Origin of the sequence: Rhodoferax sp., from assembly GCF_030653815.1 — a bacterium.
In the GTDB taxonomy this organism is placed as follows: domain Bacteria; phylum Pseudomonadota; class Gammaproteobacteria; order Burkholderiales; family Burkholderiaceae_C; genus Rhodoferax.
Window position 1 is genome coordinate 83,540 of sequence record NZ_JAURYQ010000014.1, and the last position, 20,815, is coordinate 104,354.

Consider the following 20,815-nt stretch of genomic DNA (forward strand, 5'->3'; position numbering starts at 1 on the left):
GATTGACGTTGAAATTCGATTTATTTCAACGATGGTGTGACGTGTTCTTGCATACTGGCCAACTTCCCATTCCTGAAACACCCAGAAAACTGCCATGAACACGACTTTGCCGCGCGCCCCCGCTTTTTTCATCTCGCACGGTGCCCCCACGTTTGCCCTGGAGCCCGGCCAGCTGGGCGCCAATCTGCGTGCCTTGGGGCAGCAGCTCACAGCAATCAAGGCCGTGCTGGTGGTGTCGCCGCATTGGCAAACCCGCGAACTGCAGGTCTTGACCACAGCCAAGCCTGAGACGGTTCACGATTTTGGCGGTTTCCCGGCTGCGCTTTACCAACTGCAGTACCCGGCGCCAGGCCAGCCTGAGCTGGCCCGGGAAGCGATGCGCCTGTTGGAGCAAGCGGGCTGGCCCGTCACCATGGACGCCAACCGTGGCCTGGACCATGGTGCCTGGGTGCCGCTGTTTCACTTGTTGCCACAAGCGACTGTGCCGGTGTTTCAGGTGTCGATGCCGCACCGGCTGGATACCGCTGGTGCACTGGCGCTGGGCCGGGCCCTGGCACCGCTGCGTGACCAGGGGGTGCTGATCGTCGGCTCCGGCAGCCTGACGCACAACCTGTACGATCTTCAAGCCCCCGCCACACCCGCAGTGGCTTACGCGGTGGAGTTTGCCCACTGGATTCGCCAGGCTGTGAGCCGGGCCGATGTGGCGGCACTGCTGGACTACCGCCGGCTGGCGCCGCACGCCGAGCGCGCCCATCCCACCGAGGAGCACTTGCTGCCCCTGCTGGTGGCGCTGGGTGCCAGCCATGAGGCGGAATCCGCGCAGGCCATTGCCGGTGACATCACCTACGGCGTGCTGTCGATGGCGTCCTTCGCCTGGGGCTTGAACTGATCAAACCACGCCGCGCTGGCGCAAGCTCGCCACCTGGCGCACATCCAGGCCCAGTTCCGCCAGCACCTCGTCGGTGTGCTCGCCCAAGGCGGGCGGCGGGCGCTGCAACACCGGCGGCGTTGCCATCAGGCGCAGTGGGCTGGCCACCGTCGTGATGGATGCCACCGCACCAGAGACAGGCTGGCTGCTGGTGACAGCCTGCGTCACCTTGAGGCCGCGCGCCTGCACTTGGGCATCAGCAAAGGCCTGAGCCATGTCGTTGATCGGGCCGCAGGGCACCGCCTTGTCTTCCAGCAGGGCAATCCACTGCGCCGTGCTGCGCGTGCGTGTGACGGCCTGCAGCACAGGGATCAAGGCTTCGCGATGTTTCACGCGCAAGGTGTTGCTGGCAAAGCGTGCATCCGCGGCCCATTCGGCGTGACCGGCGGCCTCGCAAAAGCGCGCAAACTGGCCGTCGTTGCCGATCGCCAGCAGCATGCTGCCGTCCAGCGTCTCGAAGGTCTGGTAGGGTGCCAGGCTCGGGTGGGTATTGCCCTGACGCTGCGGCACCTTGCCGGTGTTCAAGAAGCCCGCCGCCTGGTTGGCCAGCACCGCCATGCCGACGTCCAGCAGCGCCATGTCGATGTGCTGACCTTCACCGGTGCGATGCCGCACCTCGACCGCCGCCAAAATGGCACTGCAGGCGTAAATGCCGGTGAGCACGTCGATCAGCGCCACGCCCATGCGCATCGGGCCGCCGCCGGGCTCGCCGTCCGCGTGGCCGGTGATGCTCATCAAGCCGCTCATGGCCTGGATCATGAGGTCGTAACCGGCGCGTTCGGCATACGGCCCGTCCTGGCCAAAGCCGGTGACCGAGCAGTAAATCAGGCGCGGGTTGACCGCCTTGAGGCTCTCGTAGTCAAGCCCGTACTGTTTCAGTCCGCCGACCTTGAAGTTCTCCACCAGCACGTCGCTTTGTGCAGCCATTTTCAGGATCAGCGCCTGCCCCTCGGCCTGCGCCATGTCGAGCGTGATGGCGCGCTTGTTGCGGTTGCAGGCGGTGAAATAGGTGGCTTGGGTCGTGTCATCGCCCTGCGCGTCTTTCAGGAACGGTGGCCCCCAGTGGCGCGTGTCGTCCCCCGCGCCGGGGCGCTCGACCTTGATCACGTCGGCGCCCAAATCCGCCAGCATCTGGGTGCACCAGGGGCCGGCCAGCACGCGCGAGAGGTCGAGGACCTTGAGGTGGGCGAGGGCAGCGGCTTGGGTGCTCATGGGAATCAGCAAAACGCCTGAATGCCGGTCTGTGCGCGGCCCAGAATCAGTGCGTGGATGTCGTGCGTGCCTTCATAGGTGTTGACCACTTCCAGGTTGACCAAGTGGCGCGCCACGCCGAATTCGTCGCTGATGCCGTTGCCGCCCATCATGTCGCGCGCCAGGCGAGCCACGTCAAGCGCCTTGCCGCAGCTGTTGCGTTTCAGGATGGAGGTGATCTCCACCGCCGCCGTGCCTTCGTCCTTCATGCGGCCCAGGCGCAGGCAGCCTTGCAGGCCCAGTGCGATCTCGGTTTGCATGTCGGCCAGCTTCTTTTGAATCAGCTGGTTGGCAGCCAGCGGGCGGCCGAACTGCTGGCGGTCCATCACGTACTGGCGTGAGCGGAACCAGCAGTCTTCGGCCGCACCCAAGGCGCCCCAGGCGATGCCGTAGCGCGCACTGTTGAGGCAGGTGAACGGGCCTTTCAGGCCTTGTACCTCGGGGAAGGCGTTTTCTTCGGGGCAGAACACGCCGTCCATGACGATCTCGCCGGTGATGCTGGCACGCAGGCCCACCTTGCCGTGGATGGCTGGCGCGCTCAAGCCGGTGGCGCCCTTGTCAAGCACGAAGCCGCGGATCGGGCCGACCTGGCCGGACTCTGACACCTCTTTGGCCCAGACCACAAACACGTCGGCAATCGGGCTGTTGGAAATCCACATCTTGCTGCCAGACAGCTTGTAGCCGCCGGGCACTTTGACGGCGCGGCTCAGCATGCCGGCCGGGTCGGATCCGTGGTTGGGTTCGGTCAGGCCGAAGCAGCCGATCCACTCGCCAGTGGCCAGCTTGGGCAGGTATTTTTGTTTGGTGGCCTCGTTGCCGAATTCAAAAATGGGCACCATCACCAGCGAGCTTTGCACACTCATCATGGAGCGGTAGCCGCTGTCCACACGCTCGACTTCGCGCGCAATCAGGCCGTAAGCCACGTAGTTGAGGCCGGGGCCGCCATAGGCTTCGGGGATGGTGGGCCCAAGCAGGCCCAGTTCGCCCATTTCACGGAAGATGCCGGCGTCGGTTTGCTCCTTGCGAAAGGCCTCGATCACGCGCGGCTGCAGTTTGTCCTGGCAGTAGGCGGCGGCGGCCTCCTTGACCATGCGCTCGTCGTCGCTGAGTTGACTGTCGAGCAAAAAAGGATCTTGCCAGTTGAAGCTTGCGTGGGCCATGCGGGTTCTCCAGTGCGTGTTGAATGGGTCAATGGTAGCGTCCAAGCTGGCTCTTTGGCAAACGACTTGTTCTCACTTTGACTTGCGTAAAACTCATATATTGAAGCTGAAATTGTTAAAAAGTGCGTTTAAAGCAGGCTTTATGTGTACATTACGCACATCATGCGCAGAAAAATCCCGTCCCTGCAGGCGCTGGCCTGCTTCGAGGCCGCGGCGCGTCACCAAAGCTACACCCGCGCCGCTCAGGAGCTGGCGCTGACCCAGGGCGCGGTATCACGCCAACTCACCGCGCTGGAAGACTTTGTCGGCGTGGCGCTGTTCAAGCGCACCCGGCATGGCGTCACGCTGACCGGGCGCGGGCGCGACTACGCGGTGCAGGTGGCGCTGCGCCTGCAGGCACTTGAGCAGGACACGCTCGACGTGATGAGCACGCAGGGGCGTGGCAGCGTGTTGCATCTGGCGGCCGTGCCCACCTTTGCCACGCGCTGGCTGATTCCGCGCTTGCCGGACCTGAAACGGGTGCAGCCCGAACTCACCGTGCACATCGAGACGCGCACCCGCCCCTTCATGTTTGCCGACACACCCTTTGATTGCGCGCTGTTTGCCGGCACGCCCGAGCAGGTCAGCCAATGGGCCGGCACCCTGGCCACCAAACTGCTCGATGAAGTGGTGCTGCCGGTGTGCCACCCCAGCCTGCTGCAAGGCCATGGCCGCGGGACGCCTGAAGCACTTGCGGAGCTGCCGCTGCTGCAGCAAAGCACCCGCCCCGACGCCTGGCGCCAGTGGTTCGAGGCCCAGGGCGTCGCCGCGTCGCAGGCACTGGCAGGCGCGCGTTTTGAACTGTTTTCGATGACGGTGGCCGCCGCTGTGCACGGCATGGGCCTGGCGCTGGTGCCGCGCTTGCTGATCACCCAGGAGCTGGCGCGCGGCGAGCTGGTGGTGGCCTGCGACCGGCCGCTCGCGAATCAGCGTGCGTATTACCTGGTGCGACCCGATGGCGGCGATAACCCGCCGGCATCGCAGATTTTTCTGGACTGGTTGCTGCAGCACACCCGTGAGCGGGATTCAGGCGGATTCGTCCAAGGGTTCTGACGATGACGGCAGCTTCAGCCCGACGCTGGTCACAACACCTTCGGACATGGTTCGTACACTCAATTTGGCACCATCCAGCGCCACCTGGTCGCCCACCACCACCGGGCGCATGATGGCCTTGGCCAGCCAGGTGTCCACGCGCAGGTCGGCATCAGGCGGTGGCTGTAGCCCGTAAACCTCGCACAAGTCTGCCACCCGGGTGTTGGCCTGCAGGGCGAAGTCGCCAAACGTGGCGCGCACGGCAGAGGCGTCGTTCTTGTCGGGCAGAATCACGCCCATGCGGTGTGCGAACCAGCCAATCGTGCTGCCTTGCAGCAACAGCGACGCCAGCACCACCACAAACGCCACGTTGAAAATCAGGCGCGCGTCGGGCAGGTTGGCCATGAATGGAAAGATCGCCAGCACAATCGGCACCGCGCCGCGCAGGCCCACCCAGGCGATATAAACGATTTCCTTGGGCTTGAAGCGCAGGGGCGCCAGGCACAAACCCACCGCCAGCGGCCTGGCCACAAACATCAGTACGGCAGCCACCCCCAGCGCGGGCCAGGCAAAGCCTTCGATCTCCGAAGGGGTGACCAGCAAACCCAGCAGCACGAACATCAGCGCCTGGGACAGCCAGGCATAACCGTCGAGCGCCGACAGCGCCGATTGCACAATGGCCGGCGCCCGCCGGTTCAGCACGATGCCCAGCAGGTACACCGCCAGAAAGCCCGAGCCGCCGACCCAGGTGGTCAGGGCGAAAGTGCTCAGGCCGGCCATCGCCAGCAGCAGGGCAATGACGGCGCCCGACTCTTCCAGTTGATGGATGCGTGGCAACACCAGGGCAAACACCCGGCCAATCCCGATGCCCAGCAGCGCGCCCCAGCCAAACTGCGCCAGCATGGACCTCCCGACGGTAGCGAACGAAAAATCGGCGGCGGTACCCGCACTGGCCGCAGCCGCCAAGCCGATCAGCGCAAGGGTCAGATACACCGCCATCGGGTCGTTCATGCCCGACTCGATTTCCAGCGTGGTGGCCACCCGCTCATTCAACTGGACGCCCGAGGTCTTGAGCAAGGAGAACACGGCCGCCGCGTCAGTGGAGCCGACAATCGCGCCCAGCAACAAGGCACTGGTCCAGTTCAGTTTCAGCAGCCAGACCGCAGCCACGGCGGTGAAGCCCGCCGTCAATACAACGCCCAGCGACGCCAGCAGCAGCGCGGGTTTCAAGCCGGTGCGAAATCGCGGGTAGTCGGTGCGCAGACCACCGTCGAGCAGGATGATGACCAGTGCGATATTGCCCACCCAGAAACTGACGCGGTAGTCGCTGAACTCCCAGCCGCCCGGCCCGTCCACGCCAGCCAGCATGCCGGTCACCAGAAAAGCAAGCAGAAAAGAAAACCCCGCCCTTTTCGAGAACACGCCCACCAGCACGCTGGTAAAAATCAGCGCGGAGGCACCCAGCAAGGGCAGGCTCAGAAAGTCGAGGTTCAGGTTCATCTTGACGCAGATTATGCGGTGGCCCCCCCAAAATGAATGACGTGACTCACCGCATGGGCTGTCGGGCCAAGGACTTGTCCGGGTGTTCAGTGCGTCCCCTCCGTGCTAAGCTAAACGCCATTGACAACCGGTTCGTAGATAACCCATACCCAGGAGCGTTTTTCATGCCCGGACTTCTTCCCACGATCGACCCCGACGGTCTGCTCGAGTTTTCGGTGGTGTACACCGACCGCGCGCTCAACCACATGTCGCAACGCTTTCAAGGCGTCATGAAAGACATCTCCAGCATCTTGAAAGAGGTCTACCACGCCCCTTCAGCGGTACTGGTACCGGGCAGCGGCACCTTTGGCATGGAGGCGGTGGCGCGGCAATTTGCCACTGGCAAGAAGACCCTGGTGATTCGCAACGGCTGGTTCAGCTACCGCTGGACGCAGATCTTTGACATGGGCCAGATTCCGAGCGAGTCCATCGTGCTCAAGGCGCGCCGCGAGGGTGATAACCAGCAGGCGCCGTGGGTGCCCTGCCCGGTCGACGAGGTGGTCGCCAGTATCCGCGCCAACAAGCCCGATATGGTGTTTGCCCCGCATGTGGAAACCGCTGCCGGCATGATCCTGCCCGACGACTACCTCAAAGCCGTGGCCGATGCAGTGCATGAAGTGGGCGGCCTGTTTGTGCTCGACTGCATTGCCTCGGGTGCCATGTGGGTTGATATGGAGGCCACTGGCGTGGACGTGCTGGTGAGCGCACCGCAAAAAGGCTGGAGCGGCTCGCCCTGCTGCGCCATGGTGATGCTGAGCGCCCGCGCTCGCGCGGCCATTGACGCCACCAGCAGCACCAGCTTTGCCTGTGACCTCAAAAAATGGTTGCAAATCATGGAAGCCTATGAAAAAGGTGGCCACGCCTACCACGCCACCATGCCGACCGATGCCCTCGTGCGCCTGCGCGAGGTCATGCAGGAAACCCGCGCCTACGGTTTCGAGAAGGTCAAGGCCGAGCAGGCCGCGTTGGGCGCCAAGGTGCGTGCCTTGTTCGAGAGCCGCGGCATCCGAAGCGTGGCTGCCGAGGGTTTCAAGGCCCCGGGTGTGGTGGTGAGCTACACCACTGACGCCGACATCCAGAACAGCAAGAAGTTTCTGGCTTTGGGTTTGCAAACCGCCGCCGGCGTGCCCTTGCAATGTGACGAGCCGGCTGATTTTTCGAGCTTCCGCGTCGGCCTGTTCGGCCTGGAAAAGCTGCACAACGCCGACCGCAGCGTGGCGCAGCTTGCGGCAGCGCTCGACGCCATGGGCATGACGGCCTGAGGGGCTGGCCGCCCGCTAAATGGGCACTTGATGTGGGGGAATTAATCCCTCCCCGGCTTGATTTCCAGCGCTTCACCACTACCATTCGAGCCCTTGAACGGGGATTCCGTTTGACTTAGTGAAAAAAGGAAAACATGAAACGCATTATGTTGTTTGTTCTGACCAATGTGATGGTCGTGGCGGTGCTGGGCATTGTGGCCAGCCTGCTGGGCGTGAACCGCTACCTGACGGCCAACGGTCTGGACCTGGGCGCCTTGCTGGGCTTTGCGCTGATCATGGGTTTTGGCGGCGCCATCATCTCGCTGCTCATCAGCAAGCCCATGGCCAAATGGACAGCGGGTGTGCGCATCATCAACCAGCCGGCCAACGTGGACGAAGCCTGGATCGTCGAGACCGTGCGCAAGCTGGCTGACCAGGCCGGCATTGGCATGCCCGAGGTCGGTATTTTCGAGGGAGCCCCGAACGCCTTTGCCACCGGTGCTTTCAAGAATTCGGCCCTGGTGGCGGTGAGTACCGGCTTGCTGCAAGGCATGACGCATGAGGAAATCGAGGCCGTGATTGCTCACGAGGTAGCGCACGTGGCCAATGGCGACATGGTCACCATGACGCTCATTCAAGGTGTGATGAACACCTTTGTGGTGTTCCTGAGCCGCGTTATTGCGTATGCCATCGACAGCTTTTTGCGCAAAGGCGACAGCCAGAACTCCGGCCCTGGCATTGGCTACATGGTGACCACCATCGTGCTCGACATCCTGCTCGGTTTTGCCGCCGCCATGGTGGTTGCCTGGTTCAGCCGCCACCGCGAGTTCCGCGCCGACGCGGGTGCCGCGCAACTGATGGGACGGCGCCAGCCCATGATCAACGCGCTGGCGCGCCTGGGCGGCTTGCAGTCCGGCGAACTGCCCAAGAGCGTCGCCGCTTTTGGCATCACAGGCGGTATTGGCAAGTTGTTCGCGACCCACCCGCCCCTCGAAGACCGTATCAGCGCACTGCAGAACGCGCAAGCCTGATGGCCAGCGCCTCGGCCACCTTGATGCCATCGACCCCGGCCGACAAAATCCCGCCGGCATAGCCCGCGCCTTCACCCGCCGGATACAGGCCGCGGGTATTGACACTCTGAAAATCATCGCCGCGCGGCATGCGCAAGGGTGACGAGGTGCGGGTTTCTACCCCGGTCAACACCGCATCGGGCATGTCAAAGCCCTTGATCTTCTGGCCAAAGGCCGGCAGCGCCTCGCGCAGCGCGGCAATGGCGTAATGCGGCAGGGCAGGGTGCAGGTCGCCCAGCTTCACACCGGGCTGGTAGGACGGCACAACAGCACCCAAGGTGGTCGATGCCTTGCCCTCGATGAAGTCCCCCACCAGTTGCCCGGGCGCCTCGTAGTTGCTGCCACCCAGCACATACGCGCCGGATTCGAGCTGGCGCTGCAGGTTGATGCCCGCCAGCGGGTGTGTGGCGCCGGTACTGACCGCTTTCATCTGCTCGGCTTCTTCGGCATATCGCTGGCCCGCCGCAGCGCCAAAGGCCTGCACAAAGGCCGCTTCATCCTGGCAAAAGTCTGCGGGCTCGATGCCCACCACCATGCCGGCATTGGCGTTGCGCTCGTTGCGCGAATACTGGCTCATGCCGTTGGTCACCACGCGGCCCGGCTCGCTGGTGGCCGCCACCACGGTGCCGCCGGGGCACATGCAAAAGCTGTACACCGCGCGGCCATTGCTGGCGTGGTGCACCAGCTTGTAGTCGGCCGCGCCCAGGCTGGGGTGGCCGGCGTGGCGGCCCCACCGGGCGCGGTCGATCACACTTTGCGGGTGCTCGATGCGAAACCCCACCGAGAACGGCTTGGCATCCACCGTCACACCACGTTCATGCAGCATGGCAAAGGTGTCGCGTGAGCTGTGGCCCAGCGCCATCACCACCTGGTCGGCGCGTATCTCATACGTTTGTCCAGTAGCCTGGTCCAACACGGTCAGGCCGCGCAGCTGCCGGCCTTGTGCGCCGTCTTCCACCAGCGCATCTGTGACGCGCTGCTCAAAGCGGATTTCACCGCCCAGCGCGATGATCTGGGCGCGCAGGTTTTCCACCACCTTGACCAGCTTGAAGGTGCCGATGTGCGGGTGTGACTCCACCAGAATCTCGGGCGGCGCCCCGGCCTTGACGAACTCTTCCATCACCTTGCGCCCCAGATGGCGCGGGTCCTTGATCTGGCTCCACAGCTTGCCGTCGGAAAACGTGCCGGCGCCGCCCTCACCAAATTGCACATTGCTCTCGGGGTTGAGCACATGTTTGCGCCACAGGCCCCAGGTGTCCTGGGTGCGTTCACGCACCTTTTTGCCGCGCTCCAGCACGATTGGCTTGAAACCCATGTGGGCCAGGATGAGCGCTGCAAAAATGCCGCAGGGGCCAAAACCCACCACCACCGGCCGTAGCGCCAGATCGGTCGGGGCTTGCGCCACCAGTCGGTAAGCCATGTCGGGCGTGGCAATGATGTGCGGGTTACCCGTATGCTGTTGCAGCAAGGCGGCTTCTTGTTCGGGCTTGGCCAGCGTCACATCGACGATGTAAACCACCCGCACCTGCGCCTTGCGGGCATCAAAACTGCGTTTGAAAATGTGCCACTCAAGCAGATCCGCCGGCTGTAGCGCCAGTGTGTGCAGGATCAACGTGCTGAGGTCGTCGGGCGTGTGGTCAAGCGCGAGCTTGAGTTCAGAGAGTCGGATCATGGTGCGTACCGGTTGGGCTTGTGTTTATCAAGCAGAAGCCACGCATTTTAGAAAAGTCGACCCCACAAATTTAAATCAGCTTGGCAAAAAACCTTCCACCGACAGATAACGCTCACCGGTGTCGTAGTTGAAGCCCAGCACCTTGGCGCCAACTGGCAGCTCGGGCAATTTCTGCGCAATGGCGGCCAGTGTGGCGCCGCTGGAAATGCCGACCAGCAGACCTTCCTGTGTGGCGCTGCGGCGGGCGTATTCGCGGGCGGGTTCGGCATCAACCTGGATCACGCCGTCGAGCAGGTCGGTGTGCAGGTTTTTCGGGATGAAGCCGGCGCCGATGCCCTGGATCGGGTGCGGGCCGGGCGTGCCGCCTGAGATCACCGGCGAGAGCACGGGTTCGACCGCAAACACTTTCAGCTTGGGCCATTGGGCCTTCAACACCTGCGCCACGCCGGTCAGGTGGCCGCCGGTGCCCACGCCGGTGATGATCACATCCAGGCCATCGGAGAAGTCGGCCAGGATTTCTTCAGCGGTGGTGCGCGCGTGCACCTCGATATTGACCGGGTTCTCGAACTGCTGCGGCATCCAGCTTCCCGGCGTGGCGGCCACCAGTTCTTCGGCACGGGCAATCGCGCCCTTCATGCCTTTTTCACGCGGCGTCAGGTCGAAGCTGGCGCCATAGGCCAGCATCAGCCGGCGGCGTTCGATGCTCATGCTGTCGGGCATCACCAGAATGAGTTTGTAGCCCTTGACCGCCGCCACCAGCGCCAGACCGACACCGGTGTTGCCCGAGGTGGGTTCGATGATGGTACCGCCGGGCTGGAGCGCGCCGGATTTTTCAGCCGCTTCGACCATGGCCAGCGCAATGCGGTCCTTGATGGAACCACCCGGGTTGCCGCGCTCGGACTTGACCCACACCTGGTGCGTGTCGCCAAACAAGCGGTTGATGCGGATGTGCGGCGTGTTGCCTATGGTTTGCAGGACGTTGTCGACTTTCATGCGGGGCTCCTCAAATTGATGGAGCAGTCATTTTGAACCACTTGATCGATTGTTTTCGGCATAAGCTTAAATGCCCGGGTTGCAAGCGCTGGGATGCCGCGATAATCAAGGCGTGAAGCCCGCCAGACTGCCGCTGGTGCAATTCTGGAAACAGAGCACTGGAGGAACGTCCGGACTGCATAGGGCAGCGTAGCAGCTAACGGCTGTCCACTGAAAGCCCGGGGCGCAAGCCCTGGGTATAAGGTGAGGATCAGAGCAACAGAGACGAGCCGATTGAGTTCGGGTGAAACGGGCAATCTCTACGCGCAGCAATACCAAATAGGCACACGTTGATGGGGCCCCCGGAGTGTGCGGGTAGGTAGCACCGAGCCACGCAGTGATGCGTGGCCCAGATTAATGGCAGTCACGCTGAAGGCAACTTCGGCGCACAGAATCCGGCTTATCGGTGGGCTTCACAACTTATCCGCGTGCCAGCAGTGACTGGCCCAGCGCAAACACCGAGTTGGGCGCGTTGGTGCGCACCGGCTGGTGCGCCGGCTTCTTGAACACACCGCGATTGGGTGCCGGCTTTTGCTCGATCTTGACGCCCTTGGCCAGTTGGTCGAGCACCAGGCTGCGCAGCGTGACCGACTGCATGAAGTCGAGCACCTTGGCGTTCATGGTGTCCCACAGGTCTTGCGCCATGTCGGGGGTGGTCGACATCGTTTCGGTGCTGGATTTGGCGGGTGCCTCGTCTTCTACCGCGCCAATGATGTCCGCCACTGTGATGGCATCCGCACGATGGCCCAGGGTGTAGCCGCCACCGGGCCCGCGCGTGCTGGTCACCAAGCCTTGCTGGCGCAATTTGCTGAACATTTGCTCCAGGTACGACAGCGAAATTTGCTGCCGTGTGGCAATGTCAGACAGCGGCACGGGACCCAGCTTTTCGCGCAGGGCGACGTCGATCATGGCGGTCACGGCAAAACGGCCTTTGGTACTTAATCGCATGGTAAATCCTCCTGTCAGTGTCGCTAAATCAGACACAGTGCAAACTATAAGGTTCAAATCACTTCGTGTAAATTCGAATAATCGACTAATTTACTTCGAAAAAAATGAACAATAGGGTGAATAACTGAGGGCATTCGCATGAATTTCAAGCACCTTTACTATTTTTGGGTGACCGCGCGGGCTGGCGGCGTCATGCGCGCTGGTGAGCAGCTGCACACCACGCCGCAAACGCTCTCTAGCCAGATCAAGCTGCTGGAAGACTGGCTGGGGCGCAAGCTGTTTCGCAAGAGCGGCCGCGGGCTGGAGCTCACCGAGCACGGCCGCATGGCGCTGGGTTATGCCGATCAGATCTTCAGCCTGGGCAGTGAACTGGAAAGCAGCCTGCGCCAGGTGCGTGGCGCCGCGCGGCGGCTGGATTTCAGGGTGGGGGTGGCGGACTCGTTGTCCAAATCCATCGCCTACCGGTTGCTGGAGCCTGCTTTTTCCATTGCTGAACCGGTCAAGTTGTTGTGCAGCGAGGGCAGTTTTGACGACCTGCTTGCCGCCTTGGCCCTGCACCGGCTCGACCTGGTGATTGCCCACGAGCCCATGCCCAGGCGCGTCAGCGTCAAGGCCTACAGCCATGCGCTGGGCAGCAGCGTGATGAGTTTTTTTGCGGCCCCGGTCCTGTTGCCAGGCATTCAAGGCAAGTTTCCCGCCTGTCTGGATGGTGTGCCCATGCTGGTGCCGGGCGCCACGGCCTCGGTGCGCCAGCAGCTGGAAGGCTGGTTTGCCAGGCACCAGATTGCGCCCGTGGTGGTGGGTGAGTTTGACGATGCCGCGCTGATGAAAGCCTTTGGCCGCGAAGGTCAGGGGGTGTTCATGGCCCCGCGCGTGCTCGAAGAAGAAACCTGTACCCAATTTGGCGTGCAGGTGATAGGCCACACCGCCGAACTGGTCGAAGAGTTTTATGCGATATCGGTCGAGCGGCGCATCAGCCACCCCTGCGTGCTGGCCATCACCGACGCCGCGCGCGGCCAGTTGTTCAGCGTGTGATTTTTTCAGACCGCTGCAACCGGATAATGCCCCCATGCCCCTCAGAGAAATCAGCCACCCCGCCATCGACGTGGACCTGCGCTACGCCACGCCCGACAACTTCACCGGCAAAACCATTTACGACCACGCAGTGGCCTACCTGCATCAGGACGCCCTGGTGGCGCTGGTGCGCGCCGCCGAGCTGGCAGCGGCCCAGGGCCTGCGCCTGCGGGTGCTCGATGCCTACCGGCCATCCGCCGCGCAGTGGCGCCTGTGGCAAGCGCTGCCCGACCCGCGCTTTGTCGCCGACCCGCGCCTTGGGTCCATGCACACGCGCGGCGTGGCCGTGGACCTGACCCTGTGTGACGCCAGCGGCGTGCCGCTGGACATGGGCACCGCCTTTGATGAAATGACCGAGCAATCCTTTCATGATGCGACCAGCATTGCGGCTGAAGCCCAGCGCCATCGCTGCCTGCTGCTGGGCCTGATGACCCTGGCCGGCTGGACGCACCACCCTTACGAGTGGTGGCACTACAACCTGCCGGATCCCACCCGCTACCCACCGCTCAGCGACGGCGCCGAGGGCAGCTTCTTGATGGACTAAAACCGCTCGCCCTCGTGCAAATACCGCCACTGGCCCTCGGGCAAGCCCGACAGCGCCACGCGCCCCACGCGCTGGCGCTTGATGCTCTGGATGTGCAAGCCGACGCGTTCGCACAGGTAGGCGATCAGCCCGGGGTGCGCGCCCTTCAGGGCCACACGCAGCCGCGTCGACGTGTCCGAGGTGCTGTTGATGCTGACCTTCACCAGCGGTAGCGGCTGGCCGTCGCTGCTCAGTCCGGCGTTCAGGCGCAGCAGCAGCTCGGGCGCCACTTCGCCGGCCACTTCCACCACCAGTTCGTGTTCCATGAGGGCCGCGTCTTCGGTCAGCTTGCGCAGCACGCGCCAGTCCTGGGTAAACACCACCAGCCCGCTGGCAGCCACTTCCAGCGGCACACAGGCGCTGAGCTTGGCAAAGTGGTGCTTCAGCAGGCGCACCCCTGAGGCGTCCTGCGCCCAGTGGTTCGCGGCCAGCAACAACTGGTGCGCGGGTTTGACGCGTTTGCCCGCTTCACCGGGTAGGGCCATGGCCTCGAAGCCGGGCGGCTTGTGCAGCAGCAGCGTGACGTCGGTGAGTGTCATCAGGCTGGCGTGCGGGTCGACCACCACGGTCTGGTCGGTCACCCGCGCCATGGGCTCTTCGACCACTTTGCCGTTCACGCTGACCCAGCCGCCCTCGATGTACTGCTCGGCCTCGCGGCGCGAGCAGCGCATCAGGTGCGCCACATGTTTGGACAGGCGCTCGCCGTCCTGGGCGGGCGGCTTGGGTGGTGGCGCGGCTTTACGCGGCGGCGCGGGTTTGTGAGGTTTGATCATTGGCCGCAATGGTAACCAATGATGTGTTGGCTACCAGCTCAGCGGGTCCAGCTGGTAAAACTGGCTGAGTTCCCGGTACAGCGCGGCGTGTTCTTGCGCCATGGCCTCGGGCTGCTCAAAAAACACCTCGGAGATCACGGCAAAAAATTCGCCCGGGTCGGTGGCCCCGTAGTCGCAGAACAGTGATGGCGCGCCCCGCATCACGCGGGCCTGCAGCGTCATGAATTCGTTGCCCAGCACGCGCGACCAGCTTTGTTGCGCGTGCTGCCCGAGCATGGGCGCGCCGTTGGCGCTGCCGCTTTCCTGATCGAGCTGGTGCGCAAACTCATGAATGGCCACGTTTTGCCCGTCGTCGACCACCGCCGCACCCTCCAGCGTGTCTTGCCACGACAAAATCACCTGCCCGTCTGACCACGATTCACCCGCCAGCACCTCGCGCGTGCGGTGCGCCAGGCCGATGTGGTCCAGCTGGTCGCGCTGCACCACAAAGCTGTCGGGGTACACCAGAATCTGGCGCAGATTGGGGTAGTAGCCGCTGGGGCGGTTCAAAATCAGCAGGCAGGCGTGGGCGGCAATCGTGACGCGAATCTCGTCGTTGATTTCCAGCCCGTTGCAGCCAATGAACGCCTTCTCGGCCAGAAACACCTGCATGTGCTGCTTGAGCCGCAATTGGAGGTCGGCGGGCAGCCGGCGCACATAGGGCACGCGCTGTTGCAACACCGCGCGCCAGGGCGCCGGAAAGGCCTGGGCACGCAGGTGCTGGCGCTTGCGCTCAAGCAGCCAGGGCGCGCCCACCAGCCACAGCACCACCAGCAGGGCCAGGCAAGCAATGATGACCGCTGGCATGCCGCAACAGTGCCTAGGGCATCAGCGACGTGATACGCGCCACATGCGCCATCAGCGAGCGCTTGGCCACCGGCCACATGCGCTGCGGCACGTCGGCATACACCAGCGCCAGCCAGTCGTCGAGTGTGCCGTCAGGCTGCGCCTGCATGGCGGCCATCACCTTGGCTTCGCGCTGCAGGCGATGCGCCTTGAGCCGGGTGATGGCCACTTGCGCCTCGTCGTCCGGTCCGCCGATCACATAACCATGGGCCGGCAGGATGTACTTGAGCTGGTGTTCGGTGCAGGCCGCGTGCAGCAAGTCCAGCGAGTTCAGGTAGTCGCTCATGTCGCCATCGGGCGGGTCGACCACCGTGGTGCTGCCGTTCAGAATGTGGTCGCCGCTGAACAGCAAGCCGTCTTCCAGCAGCATCAGGCACAGGTGGTTGGCCGCGTGGCCAGGGGTGTGGATGACCTGCAGCGTGTGGCGGGTGTCTTCCGCTGTGGGGCAGACTTCAGTCTGCCATGGTCGACTGAAGTCGACCCCACTGGAGCCGCCACCATGCCTTGAAAGCGTCAGCCGTTCATGGTTCAAAAGAGCCCGGTCGGGCGTGAAAGCACTGTTCGCCCGCGCTGTCTCCGCGCTTGCCAGCCCCAAAATCGGCGGCACCGTGTCGCACATGGCCTGCAGCGGCCGGGCGCCGGGGGCATGGTCCGGGTGCGAATGGGTGCAGACAATCAGGCGGATGTCGCCGCCCGCGGCGCGCCACAGCTTGGCCAGGTGCTCGTCGTCGGCCGGGCCGGGGTCGATGGCAATGTAGCCGGTGCTGGGGTCGCCCACCAGATAGCTGTTGGTGCCCGGGCCGGTCATGGCGCCGGGGTTGGGCGCGGTCAGGCGCAGCACGTTCTTGAGCAGGGCCACGGGCTGTTCACTCTGCCAGTCCAGCGGGTGCACGATTTGCCCGTCCGGGCACACCAGCGCCAGCTCACCATAGGCCGACTCAGGTTCCATGTGCCGTTGCTCGCGCCCGGCCAGCAGCCCGGTGCGCGGGCAACTGGACCACAGCGGCTCCTCAGACACCGCGCAGGCCTGCAGCACGGCATCGACCGTGGCCAGGTCTTGCAGACGCTCCAGTGTGATGATGGTCGGGTAAATCATGAAAAAGTTGCCCGCCTGATGCCGCGCCAGCGCATCACCCGGGCGCACCCACACCGGTTCGAACTGCTCGGTCTCGTCGGCCACGGGCGTTTGCCCGGGCGGCACGCGCGCCACCAGAAACGGCACATCAAAGCGCTTGGGCAGGTCGCGGTCAGTGATCCAGCGGGCCAGCACAAACATGTCGCTGGCGGCCAGTGTCAGCCCGCGCGCTGCGCACTGCGCGCCCAGGTCGCCCTGCCGGTCCATCGCGTCAATCTCGGCCTGCGTCGCCCAGCTGCCGTCGGCATGGCGCGCCAGCAGAATGCCCAGCTCCTCAAAATTTTCACGAATGGCGGCAATCGCCTCGGTCAGCGCCTGCGCGCTTTGCGTGGCGCGGCGTTGCGTCAGGGCATGGCAGCAGGCGTCTGCCGCATCAATGCCGCCGCCCGGAAACACATAGGCGCCCGGCACAAAACTCGCGTTGCTGGAGCGTCGCGTCATCAGCACCTCCAGCCCGTTGGGCGTGTCGCGCAGCAGCAGCACGGTGGCGGCATCGCGCGTGGGCGCGGGAGGGCGGGCAGGGTGCAGGAGTTGGGAGGGGCGGGGCATGGGCAGAGGATATCAGGCTGGAATTGACGAAAAGTACCTTACACATAGAATGGCAAACTCTGCCATTCCAAGGAGGCTTTTATGTCCCTCAATGTTTCCCTCCCTATTGAGCTTGAAAATCGCGTCCGTGACCATGTGGCTTCTGGCCTGTATGGTTCTGCCAGCGAGGTGATTCGCGAGGCTTTGCGCCTTTTTGAAGCCTATCAATCGGTGCAGGTCGCTAACTTGAGCTCTTTGAAATCTGATATCGCAATGGGCTTGGCTGATGTGCAAGCCGGGCGTGTGTCTTCACTTGACGTTGCCGCCATCCAGGCACAAGGGCGCGCTGCCTTGCAGGCCAGAACCGCCAAGCAATGACGCAAGTGCTGTATGCGCAAAGTGCTCAAACTGATTTGCTTGAGGCTTGGCTGTTTATTGCAGAAGAAAACATGCCTGCGGCGGATCGGACCATTGAGACCATTGAGCACGAGGCCGAAACTTTATCGCTTCAACCCAAGATGGGACGATCTCGGCCGGAGCTGGGTAAAGCTGTGCGTAGCTGGCCAACTTCGACACCCTATGTTTTGTTCTATCAAGTAGGTCATTCGAGCCTGACTGTGCTTCGCGTACTGCACCACGCACGCGACATTGGGCAGCAATTATTTTGAGCATCAGATCGATTCAAGCCGAATTTTTGTGCAGTTAATAGCCGCCCGGCACAAAACTCGCGGTGCTGGAGCGCCGCGTCATCAGCACTTCGAGCCCTTGCTGCGTGTGGCGCAGCAGCAGCACGGTGGCGGCATCGCGCGTGGGCGCGGGAGGGCGGGCAGGGTGCAGCAGTTGGGTGGGGCGGGGCATGGCGGATGTGTATGGGTGGAGGATGCACTTTACAGGACGAACGACAGCCACGCTGATCGGCTTGTGCGGCCAATCTGTTTTGTGGCCAACGAAGTTCAGAATTTTGTGACAAAAATGTCAATCCATGCAATACGGGGTGACGGGATGTGTCACGTTTTCGGATCCTTCTCGCCGATAAACGCTAAAAATCAGCTTGATTGGAAGTCTGTAGACCTGGCACGAAGTCTGCGTGCCTTGGCCGAGTGTTCCCGTGATAGATTTTTTAACCTGAAGGAGTAAGTATGAAACGTTCTATGCAAAAGGGTTTTACCCTGATCGAATTGATGATCGTGGTTGCGATCATCGGTATTTTGGCTGCCGTGGCTTTGCCGGCTTATCAGGACTACACGGTGAAGGCGAAAGTGTCTGAAGCCGTGGGCATTTCCGCACCAGCGCGTACAGCGTTGGCGCTTGCTTGCAGTGAGCAAACCTTGGCGAACGGCATTACGCATACGTCTTTGGGGCTGCCTGCCTCCATTACTAGCACGTACGTCACCTCTGTGGATGCTACAGCTTCAAGTGCAACTGCTGCGACGATTACAATCAGGATTGCAACTATCGGAACATCCGTTACCAGTACTACTAATGGCATCCTGTACACAGGTACATGCAATGATGCTGGCATGACTTGGGCTATTGCGCCTACTACAGTTAGTCCAATTGCAACAAAATACCTGCCTAAAATCTAAGTAGAAATTTCATCTTTTTACTAACGCCGACTCAGTTTTTCGGTATCAAAGGCACCCTTCAGGGTGCCTTTTTTTTACTAATTTTTGCTCGATTCGTAACAATGTGAATATTTCAAAACTGGTGATGTCACCTTTCTGGCTAGTTCTATGGTCATTTGTTTTGGCCTTTGGCTGGGTGTTACCCAACCATCAGCGGCCATGGACAGCGTTTCATTCGGATGCGTGGGTCGCGTTGGCGTTCTTATTGGCTTCTGCGGCGGTTTTCATTCGCGTGCGCGAACCGCTGGCATGGCACCGAATTACCGTACTAGCTGCACTTCTGGTCTGCATCCCCTGGCTGCAATATGCGTTTGACCTGGTCCCCTTGGCTGGCAATGCCTGGATTTCGTCAGCTTACTTGTTAGGGTTCTTGTTGGCCTTGCTGACAGGGGCACATTGGGAAAAGTTCTCTCCTGGGCAAGTTGTTGATGGCCTGTTTCTGGCGATCGGTATCGCAGCCGTTCTTTCTGTGGGTTTGCAGTTGCGGCAATGGTTTGTGCTCGAAGGTCTGGAGATTTGGACGATGGGCGGCGGTCCGGACCGACCGTTTGCCAACTTGGGTCAACCCAACCAGTTAGGCACCTTGTTGCTGTGGGGTTTGTTGGCTGGTGTGTGGGGGCATATTCGAAACCACATCAGTGGCAAAGTGGCAGTATTGCTGATGGTCTATTTGCTGTTTGGAGTCGCCTTGACCGGCTCCCGAACGGCCTGGATCGGCGTGGCCTTACTGGTTGTTGCCAGCTGGTGGTGGCGGTCCTTGTGGCGCAGCGCGCGCCTGCCTTGGATCGCCACTAGTTTGGGCGGTTATTTTGTGTTGTGCGTTGTGGTTCAGGGTTGGTGGCATGCTTTGGATGGAGCAGCACCCACTGACTTGGTTCGCATGAGCAGCGAGTTGCGTCCTCTGGCCTGGGCTGTTTTCTTGGACGCCGCTTGGCAGCGCCCTTGGTTCGGCTACGGCTGGAACCAGACGGCGCTGGCGCACTTGGACCTGGCAACAGCGCACCCGTCATTGCACAACATTTTTTCCTATTCGCACAATCTGTTCCTTGATCTGGTGTTGTGGTGCGGCATTCCGGTGGGATTCACTGTGTCGGCGGCCTTGCTCTGGTGGTTTTGGAAGCGGGTGCGAGCTGTCAAGAAGGCGGACGACGCTGTGCTCATATTGTTCTTGCTTGTGATTGCCAATCACGCGATGCTGGAACTGCCTTTGTTTTACGCTTATTTTTTACTACCTGTCGGGATGGTGATCGGGGCACTCAACACTCGGCTAGGGGCGCGGCCAGTCATTGCGATGGGGCGCAAGTTGGCAATGGGCTTGTGGCTGGCAACGACTGCGCTTCTCGCGCTCATCATTCGAGATTACGGGCGCGTTGAGTCAAGCTATCAAACACTGTTCCTGGAATGGTCGCGCATCAAAATCACGATACCTGTCGGGCCACCTGATGTGCTGCTGTTGACACAATGGCATGACTTCATCAAGTTCGCGCGGGTAGATCCCAAAAGCAATCTGAGTGATGACGAATTGGCGCGGATGAGAAACATCACCGGACTATTTCCCAGTGGCATCACTCTCCATAAATTTGCAACGGTTCTGGCTTTTAACCAGCGCCCGGAAGAGGCTCAACTATGGCTTAAACGGATGTGCAAGACCATTCCAAAAGCCGATTGCAAGGCTGTCAAGGAAATTTGGGCAAGGCAAGCATTGAAGTATCCCCAAATTGCAGCCGTTCCTTGGCCAGTCAAAACGACAGACTAGCAGCTGGCACGCACGGTCACCGGGTCCGCCCCGCCTTGTATTTCCCCTTGCCCGCCCCAATCACCCCGTCGGCCAGCGCCAGCCGGGCCATGGCCTTGTGGGCGTGGGTGATGGCCAGGCCCAGGGCGTCGGCGGCGTCCGGGCCGGCTGGGCAGATTCAGCAGGCGCTTGACCATTTCCTGAATCTTGCCTTTGTCCCGACATTTGCTGTCGATGTGCTTGCCGCTTACCGGCAAGCGGTATATGATGCCCGCTCATGATTCAGTCATTTAAATGCCAGGACACGCAATTGCTTTTTGAAACAGGCAAGTCCAAGCGTTTTGGCAACGTCCGGGATGTCGCCGAGCGCAAGTTGACTCAATTGGCGGCTGCCATGACTTTGGAGTTTCTCAAGTCGCCACCTGGTAACCATCTTGAACGACTGACGCGTGATCGTGAGGGGCAGTACAGCATTCGCATCAATCAGCAGTGGCGCGTTTGCTTCGTTTGGACTGCAGAGGGGCCTTGTGATGTTGAGATTGTTGATTACCACTGATTTTTTCTG

The 20,815-nt window shown here is 62.0% G+C and carries 22 protein-coding genes and 1 other RNA gene; 13 read left to right on the plus strand and 10 right to left on the minus strand.

What is annotated here, in order from left to right; translation table 11 throughout:
* The first annotated feature begins 94 nt into the window (after nucleotides 1-94).
* Complete coding sequence (locus Q7U49_RS04495; RefSeq protein ID WP_304762566.1) at nucleotides 95-889, plus strand: class III extradiol ring-cleavage dioxygenase; 795 nt, start codon at nucleotides 95-97, stop codon at nucleotides 887-889.
* Here the strand turns inward: Q7U49_RS04495 and Q7U49_RS04500 are convergent, their stop codons facing one another.
* Both Q7U49_RS04500 and Q7U49_RS04505 read right to left on the minus strand, forming a co-directional pair.
* A complete protein-coding gene (locus Q7U49_RS04500) occupies nucleotides 890-2,140 on the minus strand; it encodes a CaiB/BaiF CoA-transferase family protein (RefSeq protein ID WP_304762567.1) in 1,251 nt (416 codons plus the stop codon).
* A 5-nt stretch (nucleotides 2,141-2,145) separates the two neighbouring features.
* Nucleotides 2,146-3,339 carry an acyl-CoA dehydrogenase gene (locus Q7U49_RS04505; RefSeq protein ID WP_304762568.1) on the minus strand — a complete coding sequence of 398 codons (1,194 nt, stop codon included), beginning with the start codon at nucleotides 3,337-3,339 and terminating at the stop codon, nucleotides 2,146-2,148.
* A gap of 162 nt (nucleotides 3,340-3,501) precedes the next feature.
* Between Q7U49_RS04505 and Q7U49_RS04510 the strand changes: the two genes are divergently transcribed.
* On the plus strand, nucleotides 3,502-4,431 hold the full coding sequence (locus Q7U49_RS04510) for a LysR family transcriptional regulator (protein WP_304762570.1): 930 nt from the start codon (nucleotides 3,502-3,504) through the stop codon (nucleotides 4,429-4,431).
* Here the strand turns inward: Q7U49_RS04510 and Q7U49_RS04515 are convergent.
* Nucleotides 4,405-5,910, minus strand: a complete 1,506-nt coding sequence (locus Q7U49_RS04515) for a potassium/proton antiporter (RefSeq protein WP_304762571.1) — start codon at nucleotides 5,908-5,910, stop codon at nucleotides 4,405-4,407. The genes Q7U49_RS04510 and Q7U49_RS04515 overlap by 27 nt on opposite strands.
* Nucleotides 5,911-6,074: 164 nt before the next feature.
* Between Q7U49_RS04515 and Q7U49_RS04520 the strand changes: the two genes are divergently transcribed.
* Entirely contained in the window at nucleotides 6,075-7,211 is a 1,137-nt protein-coding gene (locus tag Q7U49_RS04520; RefSeq protein WP_304762572.1) for an aminotransferase class V-fold PLP-dependent enzyme, read from the plus strand.
* Between the two features lie 134 nt (nucleotides 7,212-7,345).
* Nucleotides 7,346-8,221 carry a protease HtpX gene (gene htpX, locus Q7U49_RS04525; protein ID WP_304762573.1) on the plus strand — a complete coding sequence of 292 codons (876 nt, stop codon included), beginning with the start codon at nucleotides 7,346-7,348 and terminating at the stop codon, nucleotides 8,219-8,221.
* Here htpX and Q7U49_RS04530 read toward each other — a convergent pair.
* Both Q7U49_RS04530 and cysK read right to left on the minus strand, forming a co-directional pair.
* Entirely contained in the window at nucleotides 8,193-9,932 is a 1,740-nt protein-coding gene (locus Q7U49_RS04530) for an NAD(P)/FAD-dependent oxidoreductase (protein ID WP_304762574.1), read from the minus strand. The genes htpX and Q7U49_RS04530 overlap by 29 nt on opposite strands.
* Nucleotides 9,933-10,007: 75 nt before the next feature.
* Nucleotides 10,008-10,925, minus strand: coding sequence for a cysteine synthase A (gene cysK, locus Q7U49_RS04535; protein WP_304762575.1), 918 nt, complete (start codon nucleotides 10,923-10,925; stop codon nucleotides 10,008-10,010).
* 114 nt (nucleotides 10,926-11,039) lie between these two features.
* Between cysK and rnpB the strand changes: the two genes are divergently transcribed.
* An RNA gene (gene rnpB, locus Q7U49_RS04540) (RNase P RNA component class A) lies at nucleotides 11,040-11,383 on the plus strand.
* A gap of 1 nt (nucleotide 11,384) precedes the next feature.
* Here the strand turns inward: rnpB and Q7U49_RS04545 are convergent.
* Nucleotides 11,385-11,912 (minus strand): Rrf2 family transcriptional regulator, encoded by a 528-nt coding sequence (locus tag Q7U49_RS04545; protein ID WP_304762576.1) that lies wholly within the window; start codon nucleotides 11,910-11,912, stop codon nucleotides 11,385-11,387.
* Nucleotides 11,913-12,050: 138 nt separating this feature from the next.
* Between Q7U49_RS04545 and nhaR the strand changes: the two genes are divergently transcribed.
* Nucleotides 12,051-12,947 (plus strand): transcriptional activator NhaR, encoded by an 897-nt coding sequence (nhaR, locus tag Q7U49_RS04550; RefSeq protein ID WP_304762578.1) that lies wholly within the window; start codon nucleotides 12,051-12,053, stop codon nucleotides 12,945-12,947.
* A 34-nt stretch (nucleotides 12,948-12,981) separates the two neighbouring features.
* Entirely contained in the window at nucleotides 12,982-13,530 is a 549-nt protein-coding gene (gene ddpX / locus Q7U49_RS04555; RefSeq protein WP_304762580.1) for a D-alanyl-D-alanine dipeptidase, read from the plus strand.
* On the opposite strand, the gene Q7U49_RS04560 is transcribed toward ddpX, so the two are convergent.
* Genes Q7U49_RS04560 through Q7U49_RS04570 form a run of 3 tightly spaced genes read right to left on the minus strand, consistent with a single transcriptional unit; the run spans nucleotide 13,527 to nucleotide 16,911 of the window.
* Nucleotides 13,527-14,342 carry an RNA pseudouridine synthase gene (locus Q7U49_RS04560; protein WP_304762581.1) on the minus strand — a complete coding sequence of 272 codons (816 nt, stop codon included), beginning with the start codon at nucleotides 14,340-14,342 and terminating at the stop codon, nucleotides 13,527-13,529. The two genes, ddpX and Q7U49_RS04560, sit on opposite strands and share 4 nt — an antisense overlap.
* 30 nt (nucleotides 14,343-14,372) lie before the next feature.
* Nucleotides 14,373-15,188 (minus strand): zinc-dependent peptidase, encoded by an 816-nt coding sequence (locus tag Q7U49_RS04565; RefSeq protein WP_304762583.1) that lies wholly within the window; start codon nucleotides 15,186-15,188, stop codon nucleotides 14,373-14,375.
* 13 nt (nucleotides 15,189-15,201) lie between these two features.
* Nucleotides 15,202-16,911, minus strand: coding sequence for an MBL fold metallo-hydrolase (locus Q7U49_RS04570; protein WP_304762585.1), 1,710 nt, complete (start codon nucleotides 16,909-16,911; stop codon nucleotides 15,202-15,204).
* An 81-nt stretch (nucleotides 16,912-16,992) separates the two neighbouring features.
* Here Q7U49_RS04570 and Q7U49_RS04575 point away from each other — a divergent pair, with 81 nt between their 5' ends.
* Complete coding sequence (locus Q7U49_RS04575; RefSeq protein ID WP_304762586.1) at nucleotides 16,993-17,268, plus strand: type II toxin-antitoxin system ParD family antitoxin; 276 nt, start codon at nucleotides 16,993-16,995, stop codon at nucleotides 17,266-17,268.
* Nucleotides 17,265-17,558: a type II toxin-antitoxin system RelE/ParE family toxin gene (locus tag Q7U49_RS04580; RefSeq protein WP_304762588.1), complete on the plus strand. Its 294-nt coding sequence runs from the start codon at nucleotides 17,265-17,267 to the stop codon at nucleotides 17,556-17,558. The genes Q7U49_RS04575 and Q7U49_RS04580 overlap by 4 nt, the downstream gene beginning before the upstream one ends.
* Before the next feature lie 34 nt (nucleotides 17,559-17,592).
* Here the strand turns inward: Q7U49_RS04580 and Q7U49_RS04585 are convergent, their stop codons facing one another.
* Complete coding sequence (locus tag Q7U49_RS04585; RefSeq protein ID WP_304762590.1) at nucleotides 17,593-17,748, minus strand: hypothetical protein; 156 nt, start codon at nucleotides 17,746-17,748, stop codon at nucleotides 17,593-17,595.
* 281 nt (nucleotides 17,749-18,029) lie between these two features.
* On the opposite strand from Q7U49_RS04585, the gene Q7U49_RS04590 reads away from it, so the two are divergent.
* The 4 genes from Q7U49_RS04590 to Q7U49_RS04605 all read left to right on the plus strand — a co-directional run bounded on the left by Q7U49_RS04590 (nucleotide 18,030) and on the right by Q7U49_RS04605 (nucleotide 20,806).
* Entirely contained in the window at nucleotides 18,030-18,476 is a 447-nt protein-coding gene (locus Q7U49_RS04590) for a prepilin-type N-terminal cleavage/methylation domain-containing protein (protein ID WP_304762592.1), read from the plus strand.
* A gap of 103 nt (nucleotides 18,477-18,579) precedes the next feature.
* Nucleotides 18,580-20,271 carry a PglL family O-oligosaccharyltransferase gene (locus Q7U49_RS04595; RefSeq protein ID WP_304762594.1) on the plus strand — a complete coding sequence of 564 codons (1,692 nt, stop codon included), beginning with the start codon at nucleotides 18,580-18,582 and terminating at the stop codon, nucleotides 20,269-20,271.
* Nucleotides 20,272-20,318: 47 nt separating this feature from the next.
* The gene (locus tag Q7U49_RS17405) at nucleotides 20,319-20,531 is read left to right on the plus strand and encodes a hypothetical protein (RefSeq protein WP_370653960.1); all 213 of its coding nucleotides are present in this window, start codon (nucleotides 20,319-20,321) and stop codon (nucleotides 20,529-20,531) included.
* The gene (locus Q7U49_RS04605; RefSeq protein ID WP_304762596.1) at nucleotides 20,528-20,806 is read left to right on the plus strand and encodes a type II toxin-antitoxin system RelE/ParE family toxin; all 279 of its coding nucleotides are present in this window, start codon (nucleotides 20,528-20,530) and stop codon (nucleotides 20,804-20,806) included. The genes Q7U49_RS17405 and Q7U49_RS04605 overlap by 4 nt, the downstream gene beginning before the upstream one ends.
* The last annotated feature ends 9 nt before the right edge of the window (nucleotides 20,807-20,815 follow it).